19 protein-coding genes are annotated in these 19189 nt (G+C 70.8%); 9 read left to right on the forward strand and 10 right to left on the reverse strand.

The window, feature by feature from the left end; all coding sequences use genetic code 11:
* Nucleotides 1-250 precede the first annotated feature (250 nt).
* Genes ABD785_RS08925 through ABD785_RS08935 form a run of 3 tightly spaced genes read right to left on the reverse strand, consistent with a single transcriptional unit; the run spans nucleotide 251 to nucleotide 2769 of the window.
* Nucleotides 251-1042 carry a DUF3050 domain-containing protein gene (locus tag ABD785_RS08925; RefSeq protein ID WP_344824544.1) on the reverse strand — a complete coding sequence of 264 codons (792 nt, stop codon included), beginning with the start codon at nucleotides 1040-1042 and terminating at the stop codon, nucleotides 251-253.
* 1 nt (nucleotide 1043) lies between these two features.
* Complete coding sequence (locus ABD785_RS08930; protein WP_344824547.1) at nucleotides 1044-2528, reverse strand: class I adenylate-forming enzyme family protein; 1485 nt, start codon at nucleotides 2526-2528, stop codon at nucleotides 1044-1046.
* Nucleotide 2529: 1 nt separating this feature from the next.
* Nucleotides 2530-2769 carry a phosphopantetheine-binding protein gene (locus ABD785_RS08935; RefSeq protein WP_344824550.1) on the reverse strand — a complete coding sequence of 80 codons (240 nt, stop codon included), beginning with the start codon at nucleotides 2767-2769 and terminating at the stop codon, nucleotides 2530-2532.
* A 361-nt stretch (nucleotides 2770-3130) separates the two neighbouring features.
* Here ABD785_RS08935 and ABD785_RS08940 point away from each other — a divergent pair, with 361 nt between their 5' ends.
* From ABD785_RS08940 to ABD785_RS08965, 6 genes are all read left to right on the forward strand, one after another.
* On the forward strand, nucleotides 3131-3586 hold the full coding sequence (locus tag ABD785_RS08940) for an RNA polymerase sigma factor (protein WP_344824553.1): 456 nt from the start codon (nucleotides 3131-3133) through the stop codon (nucleotides 3584-3586).
* 61 nt (nucleotides 3587-3647) lie between these two features.
* Nucleotides 3648-5813: an MMPL family transporter gene (locus ABD785_RS08945; RefSeq protein ID WP_344824556.1), complete on the forward strand. Its 2166-nt coding sequence runs from the start codon at nucleotides 3648-3650 to the stop codon at nucleotides 5811-5813.
* Nucleotides 5810-6832 (forward strand): transglutaminase domain-containing protein, encoded by a 1023-nt coding sequence (locus ABD785_RS08950; protein ID WP_344824558.1) that lies wholly within the window; start codon nucleotides 5810-5812, stop codon nucleotides 6830-6832. Before ABD785_RS08945 ends, ABD785_RS08950 begins: the two co-directional genes overlap by 4 nt.
* Before the next feature lie 27 nt (nucleotides 6833-6859).
* Nucleotides 6860-8002 carry an alpha/beta fold hydrolase gene (locus tag ABD785_RS08955; protein WP_344824561.1) on the forward strand — a complete coding sequence of 381 codons (1143 nt, stop codon included), beginning with the start codon at nucleotides 6860-6862 and terminating at the stop codon, nucleotides 8000-8002.
* Entirely contained in the window at nucleotides 7999-9159 is a 1161-nt protein-coding gene (locus tag ABD785_RS08960; RefSeq protein WP_344824563.1) for an SDR family oxidoreductase, read from the forward strand. The genes ABD785_RS08955 and ABD785_RS08960 overlap by 4 nt, the downstream gene beginning before the upstream one ends.
* Nucleotides 9156-10730: an AMP-binding protein gene (locus tag ABD785_RS08965; RefSeq protein WP_344824565.1), complete on the forward strand. Its 1575-nt coding sequence runs from the start codon at nucleotides 9156-9158 to the stop codon at nucleotides 10728-10730. Before ABD785_RS08960 ends, ABD785_RS08965 begins: the two co-directional genes overlap by 4 nt.
* Before the next feature lie 12 nt (nucleotides 10731-10742).
* On the opposite strand, the gene ABD785_RS08970 is transcribed toward ABD785_RS08965, so the two are convergent.
* The 4 genes from ABD785_RS08970 to ABD785_RS08985 form a co-directional block, all read right to left on the reverse strand.
* Entirely contained in the window at nucleotides 10743-11126 is a 384-nt protein-coding gene (locus tag ABD785_RS08970; protein WP_344824567.1) for a response regulator, read from the reverse strand.
* Nucleotides 11127-11296: 170 nt separating this feature from the next.
* On the reverse strand, nucleotides 11297-11989 hold the full coding sequence (locus ABD785_RS08975; RefSeq protein ID WP_344824569.1) for a response regulator: 693 nt from the start codon (nucleotides 11987-11989) through the stop codon (nucleotides 11297-11299).
* A 4-nt stretch (nucleotides 11990-11993) separates the two neighbouring features.
* The gene (locus ABD785_RS08980; RefSeq protein ID WP_344824571.1) at nucleotides 11994-14609 is read right to left on the reverse strand and encodes a histidine kinase; all 2616 of its coding nucleotides are present in this window, start codon (nucleotides 14607-14609) and stop codon (nucleotides 11994-11996) included.
* A 1-nt stretch (nucleotide 14610) separates the two neighbouring features.
* Nucleotides 14611-14826, reverse strand: a complete 216-nt coding sequence (locus ABD785_RS08985) for a hypothetical protein (protein ID WP_344824573.1) — start codon at nucleotides 14824-14826, stop codon at nucleotides 14611-14613.
* 280 nt (nucleotides 14827-15106) lie between these two features.
* Between ABD785_RS08985 and ABD785_RS08990 the strand changes: the two genes are divergently transcribed.
* The gene (locus ABD785_RS08990) at nucleotides 15107-15391 is read left to right on the forward strand and encodes a CBU_0592 family membrane protein (protein ID WP_486303543.1); all 285 of its coding nucleotides are present in this window, start codon (nucleotides 15107-15109) and stop codon (nucleotides 15389-15391) included.
* 56 nt (nucleotides 15392-15447) lie between these two features.
* On the opposite strand, the gene ABD785_RS08995 is transcribed toward ABD785_RS08990, so the two are convergent.
* Nucleotides 15448-16467 (reverse strand): 2-oxoglutarate and iron-dependent oxygenase domain-containing protein, encoded by a 1020-nt coding sequence (locus tag ABD785_RS08995; RefSeq protein WP_344824578.1) that lies wholly within the window; start codon nucleotides 16465-16467, stop codon nucleotides 15448-15450.
* A 40-nt stretch (nucleotides 16468-16507) separates the two neighbouring features.
* Nucleotides 16508-17452: a helix-turn-helix domain-containing protein gene (locus ABD785_RS09000; RefSeq protein ID WP_344824581.1), complete on the reverse strand. Its 945-nt coding sequence runs from the start codon at nucleotides 17450-17452 to the stop codon at nucleotides 16508-16510.
* A gap of 482 nt (nucleotides 17453-17934) precedes the next feature.
* On the opposite strand from ABD785_RS09000, the gene ABD785_RS09005 reads away from it, so the two are divergent.
* Complete coding sequence (locus tag ABD785_RS09005) at nucleotides 17935-18264, forward strand: ATP-binding protein (protein ID WP_486303544.1); 330 nt, start codon at nucleotides 17935-17937, stop codon at nucleotides 18262-18264.
* 27 nt (nucleotides 18265-18291) lie between these two features.
* On the opposite strand, the gene ABD785_RS09010 is transcribed toward ABD785_RS09005, so the two are convergent.
* Nucleotides 18292-18624 (reverse strand): CBU_0592 family membrane protein, encoded by a 333-nt coding sequence (locus ABD785_RS09010; RefSeq protein WP_344824584.1) that lies wholly within the window; start codon nucleotides 18622-18624, stop codon nucleotides 18292-18294.
* Between the two features lie 167 nt (nucleotides 18625-18791).
* Between ABD785_RS09010 and ABD785_RS09015 the strand changes: the two genes are divergently transcribed.
* Nucleotides 18792-19187 carry an NUDIX hydrolase gene (locus tag ABD785_RS09015; protein ID WP_344824587.1) on the forward strand — a complete coding sequence of 132 codons (396 nt, stop codon included), beginning with the start codon at nucleotides 18792-18794 and terminating at the stop codon, nucleotides 19185-19187.
* Nucleotides 19188-19189: the final 2 nt, after the last annotated feature.

Below are 19189 nucleotides of genomic sequence, written 5' to 3' on the forward strand. Positions count from 1 at the left end.
GACCATCGCGAATCGATGAAACCATTCACCTGCCGTCTTCCCTGCTTCTCCAGGCCAATGGAACGGGAAACGGCAGGCTCGAACACTAGGAATCTAACGAGAAACAACCGATCGAGAGTAACGATTGGATGTAAATCGCACACCATTTCAATAGAGGAGTCGCAATGGGAAATTGAAAAAAGGCATGACAAAAAGGCGAAGCTATGACTCTGGTACCGACTCTAGGTCAGAAATCGTACATTATCGGGTGTTAAAAGTTCCTTTCCAACGCGTCCATGATTCCGTTCCAAAGCTTCTCCCGATCACGGAGCGCGACCGCGACGGTCTCGGCGCACTCGGACCATTTCGCCGGGTCCTCGCCGCACAGATCGGCGACCATCCGCATGGCCATCGGAGTGTGCTCGCCCGCGTCGACCTCGATATGCCGTGACAGATAGTCCCTGAACGGCTCCAGAAGGTTCGACGGATCCTCTATGGCGGCGATCTGGTCGAACATCTCGGGAATCAGGTCCTCGCGGCCGAAAGCGAAAGCCGCCGCTTTGCAGTGCAGTGGAGCCGAGTTGATGAGCTCCCATGTGGCCAGCGTGAACATGGCCGACGGGGCCGGTGCGCAGGCACGTTCCAATGCCGAGGGCAGTTCAATACCGTCGCGTATCTGAAAGACGAGTTCCAAGATCGGAGTGGTGTCCGCTCCCGACCGGTCCATCGCCTCGAGGTAGAGCTCGAAATGGCTGAGGAAGCCGCCGGCGCGGGCGTCGCTCTCCTCCACCAGGACGATCTCGTTGATGAGCCGTCCTGCGGTGCGGGTAGCGGCGGGCGTCCAGGGGACGTCGACGCAGGTCAGCTCGCGCTGGAGGTCCTTGAGCAGGGACATGAAGTCCCAGACCGCGAACACGTGGTGGGCCATGAAGAGGTTGACCGCCGGCAGGGAGTCCAGGCGGTGGTAGACCGGATGGGAGGTGACGGCCTTGCGCTCGGCGGCGACCGCCTCGCGCAGCTCGTCGATGCCCTGGAAGCGTTCGCCCGAGTCGTAGCGTGACACCTCAGGCCTCCGCCGCGCGCTCGCGCAACCGGGTGCGGAGGATCTTGCCCGCGGGGTTGCGGGGGATCTCCTCGACTGTCACGAAGCGGCTGGGTCTCTTGTAGGGGGCGAGATGGGCCACGCACAGCCTGAGCAGCTCGGCCTCGTCGATCCCCGCCGGTCCCGCCGCCGACAGGAACGCCACCGGCGTCTGCCCCCAGCGGTTCGACGGCGCGGGGACGACGGCCACGTCGGCGACGCACGAGGCCTCGCGCAGGACGTGCTCGATCTCGGCCGGATAGACGTTCTGGCCGCCGCGCAGGATCAGGTCGGTGCGCCGGTCGACGACCCAGAAGAAGCCGTCTCCGTCGATGCCGCACAGGTCACGGGTGTTGAGCTCGCCCCCGCGCAGCGCCTCCGCGGTGGCCTCGGGCTCGTTCCAGTACCCGCGCATGACACCGTCGCCGCGCAGCCGCAGCTCGCCGATCTCACCGGGTCCGAGGGTCCGGTCGTCGGGTCCGGCGATGCGCGCGACCGTCCCCAGCATCGGCCTTCCCGCGCAGGTGGCGCCGGGTACCGGCGGTGCGGCGGGCTTGTCGTCCGGGCGCAGGGACAGGGCGGGGCCGCCCCCCTCGGTGATGCCGTAGATGGTCTGGAGCCGGACCCCGAGACGGGCCGCCGCCGCGTCGGCGAGCGAGGGAGGCATCGGCGCGGCTCCGTGCAGCAGCAGGTCGAGGGCGTCCAGCCGGGTCCCCGCCAGCGCTCGGGTCTCCAGCAGCAGGGCCACCATCGACGGGACCAGGAAGGCGTGGCCGGCCCGCCAGGTCTCGAGGGCGGTGAGGCAGCCCTGGGGGGTGAAGCGGTCGAGGACGCAGACCGTCGCGCCCGCCGCGAGATAGTCGAGCGCGATCACCATGCTGCCGTGGAAGAGCGGGCAGGCGTTGAGGAACACGGTGCCCTCGCCCGCCCCGACGTCCGCCATCCAGGAGAAGGCGTTGAGGGCGAAGGAGCGCTGGTCGACGACCACTCCCTTCGGCCGGCCGCTGGTCGCGGAGGTGTGCAGGATCGCGGCGGGTGCGTCCATCGCGACGGGTGCCGGCGGAGGGCCGGAGGCGTCCGGCAGTTCGGCGACGTCCTCGATCGGGAGCAGGGGGAGCCCGGGGCGGAGCCGGGCCAGGCGCTCGAGGCCGGGGGCGTCGGCGATGGCCAGCACGGGGGCGACGGGCCCGAGGATCCCGTCGATCTCGGTGTCGGTGAGCGCGGGGTTCAGGGGTGTCGCGACGGCTCCGGCGGCCGCGCAGGCGAAGTAGGTCTCCAGCACCTCCACCCTGTTGCCGCTGAGCACCAGGACCCGGTCGCCGGCCGAGGCCCGCCGCCCGATCGTCTCGGCGAGCGCGCCGACGTCGCGGTCGAACTCCCGCCAGGTGACGTTCCTGCGCACGTCGCGCAGGGCCGTGCGATCGGGCCCACGCCGCAGGTTCCGTTCGAGGATTCCCGCCAGCCACATGTCAGGGGCCCTCGCCGAGCAGGTCCGCCACGGAACCGACGCTGGTCAGGCGCCCGAGTTCGTCCCCGGTGAGGGCGCGGCCGAGGACCGCCTCGCAGCGCAGCGCGATGTGCACGATCTCGCCGGAGTCGATCCCGCCGACGGCGAGGTCGTCGTCATCGTCCAGGCGGTCGACGACCGACGGCAGGTCGAGGCTCTGCCTGATCAGCTCGCGTGCGACGGATCTCGCTGGTGCGGGCACCGAGATCACCTTCTTCCCTTCGAGGCGTACGTGGCTCGACGGACAGCCGATAGAGAAGAGGACGCGAACCGTTCGAACAATCCTCCTCATCCTGAAATTTTCCCGATTGTTCGTTCCCGGGTCCGGGGGATGCCCCGATGTCCGTTTTCGCGCCTTTTCGGGAAGCTGACCGACTGTTGCAGGCCGGTAAACGTTGCCCTCTCACGGTGCCGCGACGGCATTGCGGGTGTGTATGGTGCCCAGTGCTCCAGGCCGATTGGTGTCTGTTCTACGGGAGCGCCGGATGGATGAACCAGTAACCGAGCGCCGTGATGACCTGACGTTTCTCGTGCGGTGCGCACAGCGAGGAGATCTTGCTGCCATGGACGCACTCCTCCAGCATCTGGAGCCGTTCGTGGAACGCATCTGCAAGCCGATCGCGATGCAGGACTCATCGGACGCGGTGCAAGAATCCATGATCGTCATCTACCAGAATCTGAGAAGCCTGGAGAAACCGGCGGCGATCTTCGGCTGGGCCCGCATCATCTCGCTTCGCGAGGCGGCGCGCGTGGCCCGCCTCAGCGGCCGGGTGATCGCCACCGAGCAGATCGAGATCGCGGGCTCGAGCACCCCCCAACTCGGCACGGAGATACGCGATGTCCTCGGCCGCATGACTCCGGAACACCGTGCGATGTTGACTCTCCGGCATGTGCAGGAGCTCGACGAGCAGACGGTCGCGAAATCGCTCGATCTGCCGCTCGGGACGGTCCGATCGAGGCTCTTCCGCGCCCGCCGGGCATTTCGCCAGGCGTGGGACGGAAATGCCGCCACGGGATAACGATGTTCGAAATTCGGTGATTCGAGGGAATGGATCGGCCCGGACGCGCCTCTTGTAGGTCGTGCTATCTCAGCTGAGTGACCTCGTGCTGCGGTACCCCAGGCGCTTCCTCTGGGGTGCCGTCCCGCTGGTCGTCGCGGGCCTCATCGCCGGGGCGGTCGCGTCCGTCACGATGACGATGGGCCTGGGCGACTACGACGATCCGGACTCGCCCAGCGCCCGTGCCCAGCACGAGGTGCTCCTGGCCACCGGGATCGATCCCGAGCAGGGCTACCTGGTCCTGGTGCGCACCGGCCGGGTGATCGACCCGGCCCGTCCCGTGCCCGCGGAGGTCACGCGGGCCGAGAGCCTGCTGCGCGGGCGGCCCGAGGTCCGCGCGGTCCAGACCTACGCCACCACCCGTGACCCTCGGATGATCTCCGCCGACGGGCGCGCCACCTTCATCGCCGCCTCCGTCGGCCACTTCACCGGCAACAGGGAACGCGACGCGGTGGCGGCCGTCGAGAGCGGCCTGGATGCGGATCCGTTGCTGCGCGACCGCACCTGGCTCGGCGGTCCGACGACCGCGAACGTCCAGGTCAGCAACATCTCGACGCTGGACCTCGCCCTCGCGGAGACGGCGGCCTTCCCGGTCCTGCTGATCCTGCTGCTGTTCGTGTTCCGTGGCGCCGTCGCGGCGGTGATCCCGCTGCTCGGCGCCGGCTACACGATCGCGGTCGCCCTGCTGGGGCTGGGCGCGGTCATGCCGGTGCTGAAACTCTCGGTCTTCGCCCTCAACCTGCTGCTGGCGCTCGGAGTCGGCCTGGCGGTCGACTTCAGCCTGCTCATGGTCTCCCGCTTCAGGGAGGAGCTCGGCAAGGGGCTGCCCACCCCCGCCGCGGTCCGGGTGACCGTCGCGACGGCGGGCCGGACCGTCCTGTTCAGCGCGCTGACGGTCGGCGCGGCCCTCGCCTCGCTGCTGCTGTTCCCGCAGCGCTTCCTGTACTCGATGGGACTGGCGGGGGTGCTGACCGCGCTGGCCGCCGCCTCGTTCGCGCTGGTCGTGCTGCCCGCGATGCTCGCCCTGCTCGGCGCGCGCATCGACAAGTGGGCTCCGCGCCGGTTCCGCGCCGCGGTCGTCTCGCGGCACCGCTGGTACCGCTTCTCCTGGACGGTCATGCGCCGGCCGCTCGTCCTCGGCGGAGCCGCCGCGCTCGTCCTGGTCCTGCTGGGCGCCCCGTTCGCAGGGATCAGGTTCACGGGCGTGGACGCGAGCGTGCTGCCGGCCGACGCCTCGGCGGGACAGGTCAGCAGGGAGCTGGAGCGGGCCTTCCCCGACGCTCCGGCCACCCCGATCCGGCTCGTCGTCACCGCGCCCGACTCCGCCCGTCCCGCTCTGGCCTCCTACGCCAAGAAGGTCGCCGGGGTGCCGGGCGTCGCCGCCGCGGGAGTGCCGGTCAGGCTGGCGCACGGGCTCTGGCAGATCGAGGCGACACCCGCCTCGGCCGCGCTGTCCCCGCAGGCCCGCGCGGCGCTCGGCGGCATCGAGCGGATCCCGGCGCCGTATCCCGTCCGGGCGACGGGGCAGACCGCCCAGTTCTCGGCGATGCAGGACAGCCTCGGCTCGCATCTGCCGCTCGCGCTCGGCCTGGTGGTCGGCGCCTCGCTGGTGCTCCTGTTCGCGCTGACCGGCTCGGTGATCCTGCCGATCAAGGCGCTGATCATGAACGCGCTGTCGCTGTCGGCCGCGTTCGGCGCCCTCGTCTTCATCTTCCAGGACGGCCATCTGGAGGGCCTGCTGGGCTTCACGAGCCAGGGCGCCCTGGAGTCCACCTCGCCGATCATCCTGTTCGCCCTGGCGTTCGGCCTGTCCACCGACTACACCGTCTTCCTGCTGAGCCGGATCAAGGAGTGCCATGACGAGGGCCTGCCGACCCGTGAGGCCGTGGCCGTGGCGCTGGACCGCACGGGCCGGATCGTCACGATGGCCGCTGTCCTGCTGGCGGTCGCGGTCGGCGCGCTGACCCTGTCGCGGCTCGGCTTCATCAAGCAGCTCGGGCTCGGCACCGCCGTGGCCGTCCTCGTGGACGCGACCGTGGTCCGTGCCGTCCTGGTCCCGGCGCTGATGGCGCTGATGCGCGACGCCAACTGGTGGGCCCCGGGCCCGCTCCGGCGGTTCGGCCGTCCCGCCGCCCCGCCCCTGGACCTGGAGGCCTTCCGGCCCGAGAGAGAGACGGTGCGGCGATGACGATCTCCCAGCCGATCGACGGGTCGGCCGCCGTCAGGTCCTGGACCTCGGCGGCGCGCCGTCTCATCCCGACCCCCGAGCCGTACCGCCGCCCCGACGTCGGCCGAGCCGCCGCCCTCCGCCTCCTCGACTGCGACGAGGCGACCCTCGACCTGCTGCTGTCGGCGGGTCTTCCCGCGACGGGCACCGGCCGTGACCTGTGGTTCGACCGGTACGACCTGATCAATGTGGCCGTCCACGGCGGCACCGGCCGGAGCGTCCCGGAGGCCGCCCAGCGCTTCCTGCTGCGCTACGCCGACGGCCCCCGGGACGGCTGGACCGCTCCCAGAAGCTGGACCCTGCGCTGGATGCTCGCCTGCGCCGACCCCGGCTGCACGGGGACCTGGCGGATCCGGACGCCCGTCCCCGAGCTCTTCGGCGGCAGGCTCGAGGCGCAGGACGCCCGGCAGACCGCCCCCGGGGTGATCGAGGCGACCGGCGGGCGGGTGCGGCTGACGGCGGGCCTGGTCACCGGGGGCTTCCGGGCCGAGGTCCGCTCATCGCTGGCCAGGAAGCTCTTCGACGAGCTCCTCGACGAACTGGAGACCGAGCGGCTGCGCTACCAGTGGCTCCCGCCCGGCCTGAACACCGACGCCGCCGCCGCGGTCCGCCACGGCGCGGTCGACTGCGTGGCCGCCGCGCTGGTCCTGGCCGAGCGGGCCCGCGACTGCGGCCTGAACGCCCGGACCCGCCGCGGGCGGATGCTCGGGATGCTGGCCGTCGATCACTCCTGGGCGGAGGTCCAGGACACCGGCGGACGCTGGCTCCCGCTCGACCCGATCTTCGCTCTGCTGGGCGGAGCCGGACGGGTCGGCGCCGCGGGGGCGGAGTTCCGCGAGTTCTGCGCGGGCTCGGTCCCGAGCCGGTTCCTGCCGTGGGACCGCGCCGCGGGCGAGCCGCTGGCCGAGCACGAGTGCGCCGCGGGCGGCTGGACCGAGGGAACGGGGACCGAGACCTTCCTCGCGACGCCCGCCACATGACCGAGGCACGAGAACCAGGAGGTGATCATGGGGGACGAACCAGTCCTTGAGCTTCGCTACCGGGACACCTCGCCGTTGCGCACGGCGGCGGGCCGGGAGTTCTACTACGAGGAGAACGGCACGTCGGGACCGCACCTGACGATCGTCAACAACTTCTTCCTCACCGCGCCGATGTGGCGGACCTTCACCGGCGGGCTGGCCGAGCGGAACCGGATCCTCACCTACGACCTGCGCAACCAGGGGGCGTCCACGAGCGACCCGGGCGAGACGGCCTGGCAGGACCACGTCGACGACCTGACCTCCCTCCTCGACGGGCTGGGCGTCGAGAGCACCTACCTCGTCGGCACGTCGATCTCGGCCCTGATCTGCCGGGACTTCGCGCTCGCCCATCCCGAGCGCGTCACGGGGCTGGTGCTGGTCGGCCCGGTCTGCACCCCGTCGGGCGGCCGGCGCCGCCGGGCGATCACCCGCTCCTGGGCCAACACGATGGAGAACGGCGGCACCGAGGCGCTCTGGGACCACCTCTACTCGATGGTGCTCGGCGAGCCCGCGATGAAGACCCTCGGAACCGCCGGCTACCTGGGGCTCCGCGAGGCCTTCACCTCCCTGCACTCGGTGGACATCGTCGCGCCCAACCTCCGCTCGTCCCTCGAGGCGTCCGACGATCCGGCGCTGCTCGCCGAGCTCGCCTGCCCGACGCTGCTGATGGTGGGGGAGGAGGACTTCCTGTGGTGCCCGAGCACGGTCGCCGAGACCGAGCGCCTGATCAGGGACGTCACGACCGTCTGGCTCCCGGCCATCGGGCACCTGCCGTACATGGAGGACACCGACGCCTTCCAGGAGGCGGTGCAGGCGTTCATCGACGAGGTCGAGACCGCCGAGGCGGAATCGCGGGATCCGGAGCCGGGCGATCTCGGGCAGGGGGATCCGCTGCCGCGGCTGCGCCGGCTCCTCGGGGAGGTGCTGGGCGAGCGGGCCGTCCTGGACGAGGGATGCGAGGACCTGACGCTCAGCGAGCTCGGCCTGGAGTCCTGGGGCTATGTGGCGCTGCTGGCCTCCATCGAGCGGGAGTTCGGCGTCGAGTGGGACGTGGACGTGCCGATGAGCAGCCTGCGGACCCTGTCCTCGATCGGCGCCCATCTCGGCCAGCGGTGCGGGGTGAGGGCATGACGCACCTGGTGACCGGGGCGACCGGTTTCGTCGGGGCCGCCCTCGTCCTGGAGCTGCTGGAGCGGACCGAGGACGAGGTGTGCTGCCTGGTGCGGGGGAGCGACGACGCCTCGGCGACCGCCCGGCTGCACACGGCGCTCACCCATGCCGCAGGGGTCTACCGGACACCGGCCACCGGCGAGGCGATCGCCGCCCGGGTCCGGGCGGTCGCGGGCGACGTGACGGCGGCGGGATGCGGCGCCGACCTCGCCTCGCTGCCCCGGATCGGGCAGGTCTGGCACGCGGCGGCCTCCCTGCGGTTCGAGGACCGCTACGCGGCGGAGATCCACACGATGAACGTGGTCGGCACCGCCAACCTGGTCGATCTGGTCAAGGCACTGGGCGGCCCGCTGGTCAACCATGTCAGCACCGCCTACGTGGCGGGGCGGCGCACCGGTCCGATCGAGGAGTCCGTCCCGGACGGGGAGGTCCCCACCCACAACCTCTACGAGCGGTCCAAGGTCGAGGGCGAGCGGATGATCGCCCGCTCCGGGCTCGACTGGCGCATCCTGCGGCCCAGCATCGTCATCGGGCACGGCACGACCAGGGCGGCGACGACCTTCAGCGGCATGTACGGCTTCGTCAGCGCCCTGCTGGTCTTCCGCCGCTCGGTCCAGCGGCACTTCGGCCATCTGCTCGGCTTCCGGCCGATCCCGCTGATCGCCGATCCGGAAGCCGAGCTGAACCTGGTCCCGGTGGACGCGGTGGCGCGCGAGGCGGTCGCGGTGGGGCTGAACGGTCCCGCGGGCACGGTCTTCCATCTCACCAACGCGGCCTCGCCCACGGTCGGCGCGGCCATCTCGGAGATCTTCGAGGGCAGCGGGCTCAGGCCGCCGGTGTTCGTGCCGGACGGGGGCCGGTTCACCGCGCTCGATCGCAAGCTCGACGACGCCATGGACTTCTACTCCTCCTATCTCGCCTACGGCAAGACCTTCGACCGCGCCAACACCGACGCGGTGTGCGGCGGCACGGGCGCCTTCCCGCTGCCGCCGGGAGAGGTCGGCGAGTTCGTCGGCTGGTACCGGGAGCTGATCGAGAGGGACGGGCGGGTGACCGCGCCGGCCAGGCAGTCCTTCGCCTTCAGACGGCCGAGCCACACGACAGGGGAACGTGAATGAGCAGCGCGATCACGAGCAGCGAGAAGATCTTCTATCCCGGGCTGATGGTCCAGCAGGCCGCCTACCGCTACCCCGGCACCCGGGTGCGGCTCGACCGGCCCTTCGACCTCGCGCCCGAACTCGGCACCGCCCACACCTACAACGACCTCGCCTTCCTGGTGGAGAGCACGGCCGCGAGCCTGTGGGCGCACGGCGTCCGGCCCGGCGACGTGGTGGCGGTCTACAAGAGCCAGAACGCCGACATCATGCTGCTCGCCTGCGCGATCGCCCGGGTCGGGGCGGTTCCGGCGATGCTCGCCCCGGCGCTGGACGGCGGGACGATCAGCGAACTGCTGGAGCAGCTGAGGCCCGGCTACCTGATCACCGACGCGGCCCGGCTCGTCGACAGCGACCTCGATCGCGTCGTCGGCCGCCTGGTCCCCGAGATCCTGCTCGTCGGCCGTCCTATCGGCGGGTACCGGCTGCTGCGCGACCGGTACGGGCCGCCGCCGCCCTTCCCCGACACCGAGCCGGGCGAGACCGCGATCATCACCCACACGTCGGGCACGACGGGCCTGCCCAAGATGGTCGCGCAGTCCCGGCGCGGGATGCAGGCGCACATCAACGTCCAGCGGCGCATCGCCCGGATGCTGCGGGTCAGGGAGCCGTACGCGCTGTGCATCTCCTTCGTCCACGCCCGGACGTACTCGGCGCTGGCGATGGGCCTGGAGCGCGGGCTGCCGTTCGCGTTCCTGACCGACCACTCCCTCGGCAACGTCCGGTGGATGTTCGACGACTTCCGGCCGGGGCTCGTGGAGACGCATCCCAACACCTACATTCTCTGGGAGGAGCTGGCCGAGGAGCCCGACGGCCCGCTCTCGCAGGTCAAGTTCTACATCGGCACCTTCGACGCCATCCATCCGCGGACCGTGAAGACCCTGCTGAGAGCGTCGCGGCGGCGGCGCGCGATGTACTTCCAGGCCTACGGCCAGTCGGAGACGGGTCCCGTGACGGTCAGGCCGTACTCGCGGTGGATCGCGAGCCGGTCGCAGGGCCGGTGCGTCGGCCACCAGATCCCCGGGCTGACCCGGGTGCGGATCGGCTGGAAGAGCGACGGCAGGATCGGGCCGATCGAGGTGCGCTCGCGCGGTCAGGCCCGCACCTACGTCGGCCAGGAGAAGCGGTTCTCGGCCAACTTCACCGAGGACGGCTGGTGGGACATGACGGACGTCGGCCACCGGGGCCGGTTCGGCTGCATCCATCTCCTCGACCGCGAGGTCGACCGGGCGGAGCTGCTGGAGAGCGTCCTCAAGGTGGAGGACACGGTGATCAGCCGGCTGCCCGAGCTGACCGAGGTGGTCATCGTCCCGCTGGACGGGTTCCTCCAGCCGGTGGTCTGCACCCGGCACGACCGGCCGCTCGACCTTCCGGCGTGGCGGGCGGCGGTGGCCGACCAGCCGCCGATGGCCAAGCCGCTCCAGGCCCGCTGGGTGGATCTGCCGTCGACGGCGACCTGGAAGGTCAAGCGCCTCGAGCTTCGGAGGATGCTCCTGGAGGAGGGGTACGGGATCGAGCGGATGGCCCTCGCCTGACCGGTCCTCCGGTCAGGTGTGTCCCGCCGCCGCCCTCAGGGTCGCGAGCAGGACGTCGGGCGAGCTGTCCTTGTCGAGGAAGCGGTAGGCGCCGGCGGCCAGGGCGTAGCCGCACAGCTCGCTCTGGACGCTGATCGCCACGGCGGGGATCCGGAGCTCGAGGCTGAGGGTGCGCAGCAGGCGGAGGCCGTCGCGCTCGCCGGGCAGCAGGACGTCCACGAGCGCCACGGCGGGGGCCCGCTCCCGGGCCAGCTCGACGGCCCGGGGGGCGCTGGAGGCGGACGCGACCACGGTGAATCCCGAGCTCGTCGAGAGGAAGGCGCGCAGGGCACCGAGCACCCGAGGGTCGTCGTCGGCGATCAGCACCCTGACCGTCGTCTCGTCCTCACTCTGCACCGTGCCTCCCGGCGCGCCCGGCGCGTCCCGGACGGGACCGCGAGCTTCTAGTCGACACCGTTTCGGCGGTGGCGTCGAGGGCGGAACGGCCTGTCAGGCCGCGACAATTGTCCTGAACCGGGCTGTTTGCCGCGGTGGGTGGCCGGAGGGTGACCGTCCTGAACGGCATGTCACGGTCCCGGGGCGAGGCCCTCGCGGATCGCCCACAGTGCCGCCTGGGTGCGCGAGACGAGCCCGAGCTTGCCCAGGACGTTGCTGACGTGCGTGCGCGTGGTGCGTTCACTGATCGTCAGGGCGCGTGCGATGTCCCGGTTGGACTGTCCCTGGGCGACCAGGGCCAGGATCTCGCGTTCGCGCGGGGTGAGAACGGCGGCGGTCTCCGCGGGCTGCCGCAGCGACCGGGTCAGCTTGCTGACGACGGCGGCGTCCAGATGGATCTCGCCGCGGTGGGCGGCCCGCACCGCCACCCCGACCTCGTCGGCGTCCGCGTCCTTGAGCAGGTAGCCGGCGGCGCCGACCTCCAGGGCCAGATGGACGCGCTCCGCCTCGCTGAAGCTCGTCAGGGCCACGACCTCGACGTCGGTGAACGTCTTCTTGATCTCGGCGGTGGCGGAGATGCCGTCCATCCGCGGCATCTCCAGGTCCATCAGGACCACGTCGGGGAGCGCGTCCTCGGCGGCCAGCGCGGCGAGCAGGTCGAGAGCGTGCAGGCCGTCGGCGGCCTCGCCCACGACCTCGATGTCGTCGAGCATGCCGAAGAAGGTCCGCAGGCCCTTCCGGACGACACTGTGGTCGTCGACCACGAGGACGCGGATCCGGGGTTCGCCGGAAACCACGTCGTCGTGGGTCACATCGCGGTGCATCGCATCACTCCGGGACGGCTGTTCCGACATCCTCGTGCCGGACGTCCGCCGGGCGCAAGAGCCCGGGGATCACCGCCCGGACCGTGGATCCGCTGGGGGAGCTTTCGATGTCCAGCCGGCCGCCGAGACGCTCGGTACGCTCCCGCATCCCGTCCAGGCCGAGATGGCCGGGGTGGGGGATGCCGGGGTCGAAGCCGATGCCGTTGTCGGAGACCTCGACGACGAGCGTCCCCGGTTTCAGGACGTCCTCGTGCAGCCGGACGGAGATCTGGGCGGGGCCCGCGTGCTTGATGCTGTTGTGGGCCGCCTCCTGGATGACGCGGAACAGGTCCTGCTCCGCCCGTTCGGTGAGGGTCAGGCGCTCCTCCGGCGCCTCGACCGAGATCGTGATGCCCTCGCGGGCCGCCACCGTCGCCAGGTGCCTGCGGGCGGCGTTGACCAGCCCCTCCTCGTGCAGGGTGCCGGGCCTCAGCTGGAAGATCAGCGCGCGCATCTCCGACAGGGCGCTCTGGGTGAGCTCGCGGAGTTCGGCGAGGGTCAGGACCACGGGCTCCTTGCGCTCCCAGTCCTCCCGCTGCACGGCGAGCTCCAGCGCCCGGGTGTGCAGGTTCATCGAGAACAGGGCCTGTGAGACCGAGTCGTGCAGCTCCCGGGCGAGGCGGTGCCGCTCCTCCAGCGCCGCCACCTGGGACGCCTCGTCGAGGATCTCCCTGATCGTCTCGGCGGGCATGGGGTCCTCGCGCGTCACCGACGCGATCACGAAGCGCGCGCAGGCGGGGCCGACCGCGCCCACGAGCAGGGACTCCACGTACTGGATGAGCTCGGGGTCGGCCTCGGCCTCGGGGGAGGAGCCGAGATGGTCCTCGGCGAGATGGTCGCGGAAGGCGCGGGCGGCTCCGGCGGACCCGAGGAACCGCTCGACCAGGGAGCGCAGGTCGGCGACCGTGATCCGGCCGTACCAGCGGCGGGCGCCGCCCCCGTCGTCGAGCGCGTCGACGAAGACCGCGGCGTCGGCCAGCGCGGCGGGCGGCAGCCGTTCGGCGAGGGAGAAGGCCACGTAGCCGCCGATGTTGACGAGCATGCTCCAGAACATCGCGTGGCTGATCTCGTCCATGCCGGTCATGCCGAACAGCGCCTGGGGCCGCAGCCACTCCTGCCCGAACAGGCCGTCCTCGGTGAGCGAGCCCGGCAGCCAGCCCGCCTTGTCGAAGGTCGGCAGCAGCAGCGTGTAGATCCACGCGGTGAAGCCGGCCGACAGGCCGGCGAGGGCGCCGCGCCGGGTGCCGTTGCGCCAGAACAGGCCGCCGAAGACGGACGGCGCGAACTGGGCGACCGCGACGAACGACAGCAGGCCGAAGCTGACCAGGGCGACGCCGCCGCCGAACACCCGGAAGTAGGCGTATCCGGCGGCCATGATCACGATGATCGAGGCCCTCCTGACTCCGAGGATGACGCCCGTGAGGTCATCCTTCTCGACCAGCCGTGAGCGGCTGCGCAGCAGGAGCGGCATGACGAGGTAGTTGGAGATCATCGTGCTGAGCGCGACGGTCTCCACGATGATCATGCCGGTGGCGGTGCTCAGCCCGCCGACGAAGACGAGCAGCGTGACCAGCTCCTGCCCCTGCGCGAGGGGGAGGGCGAGCAGGAAGGTGTCCGGGTCGACCGCGCTGCCCGAGCCGAACCTGAGCAGCCCGCCGAGCGCGATCGGCAGCACGAACAGGTTGATGACCAGCAGGTAGAGCGGGAACATCCACATCGCGCGCAGCAGGTGCCGCTCGTCGGTGTTCTCGACGAAGGTCATCTGCCACTGGCGCGGCAGGAGGATCACGGCGAGCATCGACAGCACGGTCAGCCAGACCCAGGTGCCGTAGCCCTGGCCGGTGTCGATCGCGAGGGTCGTGGCCGTCCGGGGGGTGGCCGCCGCCAGCTCGAACAGGTCGCCGAACCCGCCGAACATGCCGTAGACCACGTAGAAGCCGGCGATGAGGAAGATGACCAGCTTGACCACGGACTCGAAGGCGATGGTCACGACCATGCCCTCGTGCCGTTCGGAGGCGTCGAGGTGGCGGGCGCCGAACCAGATGGCGAAGGCGGCGAGCATGAAGGTCAGGTACAGGCCGGTGTCCTGGACGAACGGCACATGGGCCAGTTCCCACTTGGTGGGGACCCTCGGGTGCAGCCGGATGATCTCGCAGCTGTTGGAGACGGTCTTGAGCTGGAGCGCGATGAAGGGCAGGAGACCGACCACGGTGAGGACGGTGACGAGGCCGCCGAGCCGGGTGCTGCTGCCGTAGCGGGCGGAGATGAAGTCGGCGAGGGAGGTGATGCGGTGCTTCCTGCTGATCCGGACGATCTTCCGCAGGACCACCCAGCCGAGCGCGAACATCAGGGTGGGGCCGAGGTAGACCGGCAGGAACCCGAGCCCGGAGGTGGCGGCCTGGCCCACGCCGCCGTAGTAGGTCCAGGATGTCGCGTAGACGGCCAGCGAGAGCGAGTAGACCGTTCCGTTGGCGATGACGCTGCGCCCCGCCCTGGCCCTGCGGTCGCCGTAGTAGGCGACGACGAAGAGCAGCACGAGGTAGACCCCGGCGACCACGGTGACGAACGTGTCTCCCAGCACGTCAGCCCGGTCTCCGCCCGGCCCGGGACGTCAGGGCCGCGACCACGCCGATGACGGCCGCCCACGCCAGGAAGACGTAGACCCACACCAGGGGCACCCCGAGTACCAGGCCGCCGTGGTCGAACAGGGAGAGGATGGGCGGTCCCAGCAGCAGGAAGCCGAGCACCGTGACGGCCACGAGACGCGACGAGAGTCGGTCGTCCCGGCGTTTGCCCATGATTCAAAGTAAATCGGAAGACGCCGGAGCAGTAGGGAGAAAAGTATTTCTTTTCCGGCATTGTTTTCTGAGGCGAGGATGTGCGGTCCCGGCGGGGCCCCGCGACAAATGTCGCGGTACGGGTGGGACAAACGGCGGCCCCGGTGTTTCCGGAACTGCGCGGCCGGATTCGGTCTGCCGTCCCATGCACCCGGCGGAGATCAGGAGCACTGTTGGGGGCAGCCGCCGATCACCCGGCGTCCCGGATCCCGGGAGGGACCGCAGCAAGAAGAGGGACACCATGCTCGAAGCCACGCAGATCATCGGGGCAATGCTCGTTCTGTTCGCATATGTCGGGGCCCAGTCGAGGATCCTCGACCAGGACTCGTACCTCTACCTGGTCCTCAACGTCGTCGGCTCGGGCATGCTCGCGCTGCTCGCGCTGAACGGGAGGGACTGGGGTTTCCTGCTGCTGGAGGGGAGCTGGGCCGCGGTGACGGGGGTGGCGCTCTGCCACCGCCTGGCCGCGGGCGTCACCACCGAGGTGGAAACGGGTGTCGCCGCCAAGGTGGACGCGCAGGTCTGAGGTACCGGGAGGGGCCGCCGCCGTGGGGGCGGCGGCCTTTCCCGTTCCCGCGCTCCTCAGGCCGGCAGCGGGGCCGCGGGGCGGGGGACGAGCCCCTCGCGGAGGATCCGGCGGGTGGCCGGCCGGTCGGGGTAGCAGCGCAGGAACATGTTGGTGAAGTGAGTGCCGTAGTGGAGCGGCTCGCCCCCGTCGAGCGGGCGGAGCTCGGCGTCGAACGACGGCTCGTGGAAGTAGGCGATGGAGTACCGTTCCCGGGCGGTGAGCTTGGCCTGGTGCGGGGTCGACACCAGGCTCCCGCCGGTGAGGAACTGGAGGATGTCGCCGGGGAAGGCCGTCACGGTGCCGGGCACGGGGACGACCGGATGCCAGGGGCCGCGGTCCTCGTACACGCCCGCCGTGCTCTCCTCCGGCAGCCAGTTGCGCCCGCGGTGCTCCCCCTCGACGGGCGGCCGGACATAGAGGCCGCCGGCCTCGTCCTGGACGGTCAGCACGAGCATCCCGTAGTCGGTGTGGACGCCGAGCCCGTTGCCGCTCTCCCGGGCCGTCGAGGGGTAGCGCAGCGCCCGCAGGTGGTGCCAGCCGTCGGCGGCATGGCCGGTGAGGGCGGCGGGCGCGTGGCCGAGGCCGAGGGCCAGCAGCGCCAGCACGGTGTCGCCGAGGCCGCCCAGATCGCCCATCAGCGTCCGGACGGCGCGGCGGTAGTGCCGTCCCGGCCAGGGCACCGGCCCGTGGCAGGGCAGCCGGTCCAGGACCCGGGGATGGTCGAGCGGGAAGTCGCGGCAGACCGTGAAGACCTCGCAGTGGTCGACCTTCCCCGCGGTGACCTCCTCCCCGGACGCCGCGTACCCGCTGTAGGTCAGGTCGTTGACGTACATCCGCTTGGAGGCGGCGGGCAGGCCGAAGAAGCTGCGGCTCGCGGTGAGCGCGTTGGTGACGGTCGAGGCCCGGCGGGCGTCGAGAGCGAGCAGGAAGTACCCGTCGCGTCGCCAGGCGTCCAGCATCGCGCGGCCGAGCGCGCGGTCGGTGGCGGTGCCGTGGACGGTCTCGGGCAGGCTGAAGGTACGCGGGTCGGGCATGGCTGTCTCCGGAAGGGGAGGGGTGATGGGGTGGAGCGGCTCAGCCGAAGGTGAGCCGGGGCCCGGATCGGATCGTCGTCTCGTAGTCCCGCACCACGCGCCGGTGGTACTTGGGCTCGATCGGGACGTAGATCTGGTCGTTGTAGCTGGTCGCGAGAACGATCAGGCCGGTGCCGGGATCGACGAGGTCGGCGGCCCTGCCGAGCAGGGGGCCGTCGGCCGCCGTGACGACCGAGGGTTCGGTCTCGTAGATGACGAACCCCGGGACCAGTGACCGGTCCGACTCGTGGAAGCGGATCCGCTGGTCGACGGCGGCGAGGCTCATCGCCCCGACGTTCGCCACCACCTGGCGCAGCCGCTCGGCCTTGTACCGCCATTCCGCGCCCTCGGGAATGGCGTAGTAGTAGGTCCTCCCCTTCTTGATGTTGCTGATGACGACGGAGGTGAACGGGCCCGCGGCGGCCTGCGCCCGGCCGCCGGGGGCGCCGGGGTCGAAGCCGAGCAGGACGATGTCGGAGTCGAGGTCGGCGGTCGCGATCCTGGTGATGCGGCTGTGACCCTCGATCTCGATGATCTCGGCCGTGGTGAGGCCGCGCGGGGTGATGTCCTTGAGCACCTCGTCGACGGCCGTCTCGATCTGCTGGGAGAGCAGGGCGCCGACCCGGGACACGAAGTCGCGGGTGCTCGCGGACTCGGCGCGGCTGCGGTTGAAGGCGTGCTCCAGATGGGCGACGAACTCGCCGTAGTCCGGGGTCGGCGACTCCTGCTCGACCCCGAAGACGAGGTAGTCCAGGCTGACGTCGAGCTCGGCCGCGATCGACGCCAGCATCGACAGGCCCGGGGTCGCCTTGCCGCGGACGTACTGCGACAGGGCCGACTCGGAGATGTGGAGGCGGGCCGCGAACTCCCTGCGGCTGTTCTTGAACCGCTCGTCGAGGAGGCCCCTGAGCACCGAGGCGAACCTGATCTCCCGGTTCCCTTCCACGGCCGCTCCTCCCGCGGCGGGCCTCTTCGTCCCGCTGGATCACGACGATAACCAGAGCGTGCGGATTCGAATAGAGCCCGGATGCGGCATGGCTCGACGATCGCTCACGCGGAATTCATGATCGCGTCCCAGAGGTCTCCTCAGGTCCCGCCGCTCAAGGAGGACTTCTCCACAGGGGTCTTTTCTGAAGAAGGACGCGAGCCGCGGATGACGCCTTTTCAGGAGAAATCCAGCGGCGGGATCGGGCAAATGTCCCGGACGCCGCGGCCGGAATCGCCTGTTCAGGTACCGTCGCGCGTCTCGTGTTCGAAACGGCGCGAAGCGTCACTCTGGAGGAACCGCAGGACGAAAAGAGAAACCCATGAACGACTCGGCACCGATCATCTGGGCACCGGCCGAAGGAGGCGGGGCCGACCTTTCGGCCCCCTTTCCACTGGACCCTTCCCGGCGATGACCCCCTCAGCCCCAAACGCGCCCGCGACCTGCTGGCCGAGGCCCTGCCCCAGCTGACGGGCGTCCTGCGCGACGACGCGCGGGTGGCCGTCTCGGAACTGGTGACCAACGCCTGCCGGCACAGCCGCTCCGCACGTCCGGGCGGGACGGTCGCGCTGTCGGCGGCCTTCACCCGCCGGGACGGCCTGACGCTGACGGTCACCGACCAGGGCAGCGACGACGAGCGGGGCCCGCAGATCAATCCCGCGGGACGGTGCGAGGGCGGTCTCGGCCTCGGCATCTGCCGTGCCTTCGGCCATCTGGAGATCGCCGGGGACGCCGCCACCGGCTGGTGCGTCCGCCTGCGGATGTCCGTCTGACCCTCCGGCCCGCGCCCGGCCAGAGGGTCAGACGGCGTCCTCGGGCGGGAGGCCGAGCGCCGACTCCGAGACCGGCCGGTCCTCCCAGCGGACGGGGTCGAAGTCCAGCATCCCCCGGTCGTCGAGCCACTTCCGGCGGTACCTGAACGCCAGGCTCATGGCGGTCACCAGGGCCCAGCTGCCCTGGAGGAGCAGGAAGCCCCACTCGCGTCCGGTCAGTGCCAGGCAGGTCAGGACGGTCGAGCCGGTGACGTTGAGGACGTGGTAGAGGTAGGAGTCCTGGTCGAGCACCTTGGCCTGGGCCGTCATGTAGGCGGTCAGGATGAGCAGAGCTCCACCGATCTGCGTGAAGTCCGTCATGTCCCCTCCTCCGCGAGCCTGCCTCCCCACCCTCCCGCCTGTCCGCGTCGCGGTCATCGGTCACCCGACCCGACCGTCCCGGCCGATCCCGGCCCCGCGCCCGCGACATTTGACGTAGCCGGAGGACCTTCTCGTTTGGGGACCGGCTGCGGAGGAAGAGAACGAGGATGATCCGTGCTGCCGGTGCCGTGCTCTGGAGGAAGGGACCCCGGGGTCCCGAGGTCGCCCTGATCCACCGGCCGCGCAAGGCCGACTGGAGCTTTCCCAAGGGCAAGCTCGTCCCGGGGGAGACGCCGCGGGAGGCCGCCGTCCGGGAGGTCCGCGAGGAGACCGGGATGGTCCCCGCGCTCGGCCGCGCGCTGCGGCCCGCCTTCTACTTCAAGGGCTGGCGGCTGAAGCGCGTCGACTACTGGACGGCGACCGTGGAGGGGCCCGAGCGGTTCGTCGCCAACCGCGAGGTCGACCGGCTGGAGTGGCTTCCCGTCGCCAAGGCCCGCCGCCGCCTCACCCACGACAGGGACCGGCGCGTGCTGTCCGCCTCCGCCCGGAAGAGCCGTCTCTAGGC

The sequence above is a fragment of the Actinocorallia longicatena genome (assembly GCF_039534125.1).
Lineage (GTDB): Bacteria > Actinomycetota > Actinomycetes > Streptosporangiales > Streptosporangiaceae > Actinocorallia > Actinocorallia longicatena.

What these genes read in the sequence shown, in the direction of transcription:
- ABD785_RS08930 (WP_344824547.1), bottom strand. Translation starts at nt 2,528, where the DNA reads ATGTGGCTGGCGGGAATCCTCGAACGGAACCTGCGGCGTGGGCCCGAT.
- ABD785_RS08940 (WP_344824553.1), top strand. Translation starts at nt 3,131, where the DNA reads ATGGACGCACTCCTCCAGCATCTGGAGCCGTTCGTGGAACGCATCTGC.
- ABD785_RS08950 (WP_344824558.1), top strand. Translation starts at nt 5,810, where the DNA reads ATGACGATCTCCCAGCCGATCGACGGGTCGGCCGCCGTCAGGTCCTGG.
- ABD785_RS08955 (WP_344824561.1), top strand. Translation starts at nt 6,860, where the DNA reads ATGGGGGACGAACCAGTCCTTGAGCTTCGCTACCGGGACACCTCGCCG.
- ABD785_RS08960 (WP_344824563.1), top strand. Translation starts at nt 7,999, where the DNA reads ATGACGCACCTGGTGACCGGGGCGACCGGTTTCGTCGGGGCCGCCCTC.
- ABD785_RS08965 (WP_344824565.1), top strand. Translation starts at nt 9,156, where the DNA reads ATGAGCAGCGCGATCACGAGCAGCGAGAAGATCTTCTATCCCGGGCTG.
- ABD785_RS08975 (WP_344824569.1), bottom strand. Translation starts at nt 11,989, where the DNA reads ATGCACCGCGATGTGACCCACGACGACGTGGTTTCCGGCGAACCCCGG.
- ABD785_RS08985 (WP_344824573.1), bottom strand. Translation starts at nt 14,826, where the DNA reads ATGGGCAAACGCCGGGACGACCGACTCTCGTCGCGTCTCGTGGCCGTC.
- ABD785_RS08990 (WP_486303543.1), top strand. Translation starts at nt 15,107, where the DNA reads ATGCTCGAAGCCACGCAGATCATCGGGGCAATGCTCGTTCTGTTCGCA.
- ABD785_RS08995 (WP_344824578.1), bottom strand. Translation starts at nt 16,467, where the DNA reads ATGCCCGACCCGCGTACCTTCAGCCTGCCCGAGACCGTCCACGGCACC.
- ABD785_RS09010 (WP_344824584.1), bottom strand. Translation starts at nt 18,624, where the DNA reads ATGACGGACTTCACGCAGATCGGTGGAGCTCTGCTCATCCTGACCGCC.
- ABD785_RS09015 (WP_344824587.1), top strand. Translation starts at nt 18,792, where the DNA reads ATGATCCGTGCTGCCGGTGCCGTGCTCTGGAGGAAGGGACCCCGGGGT.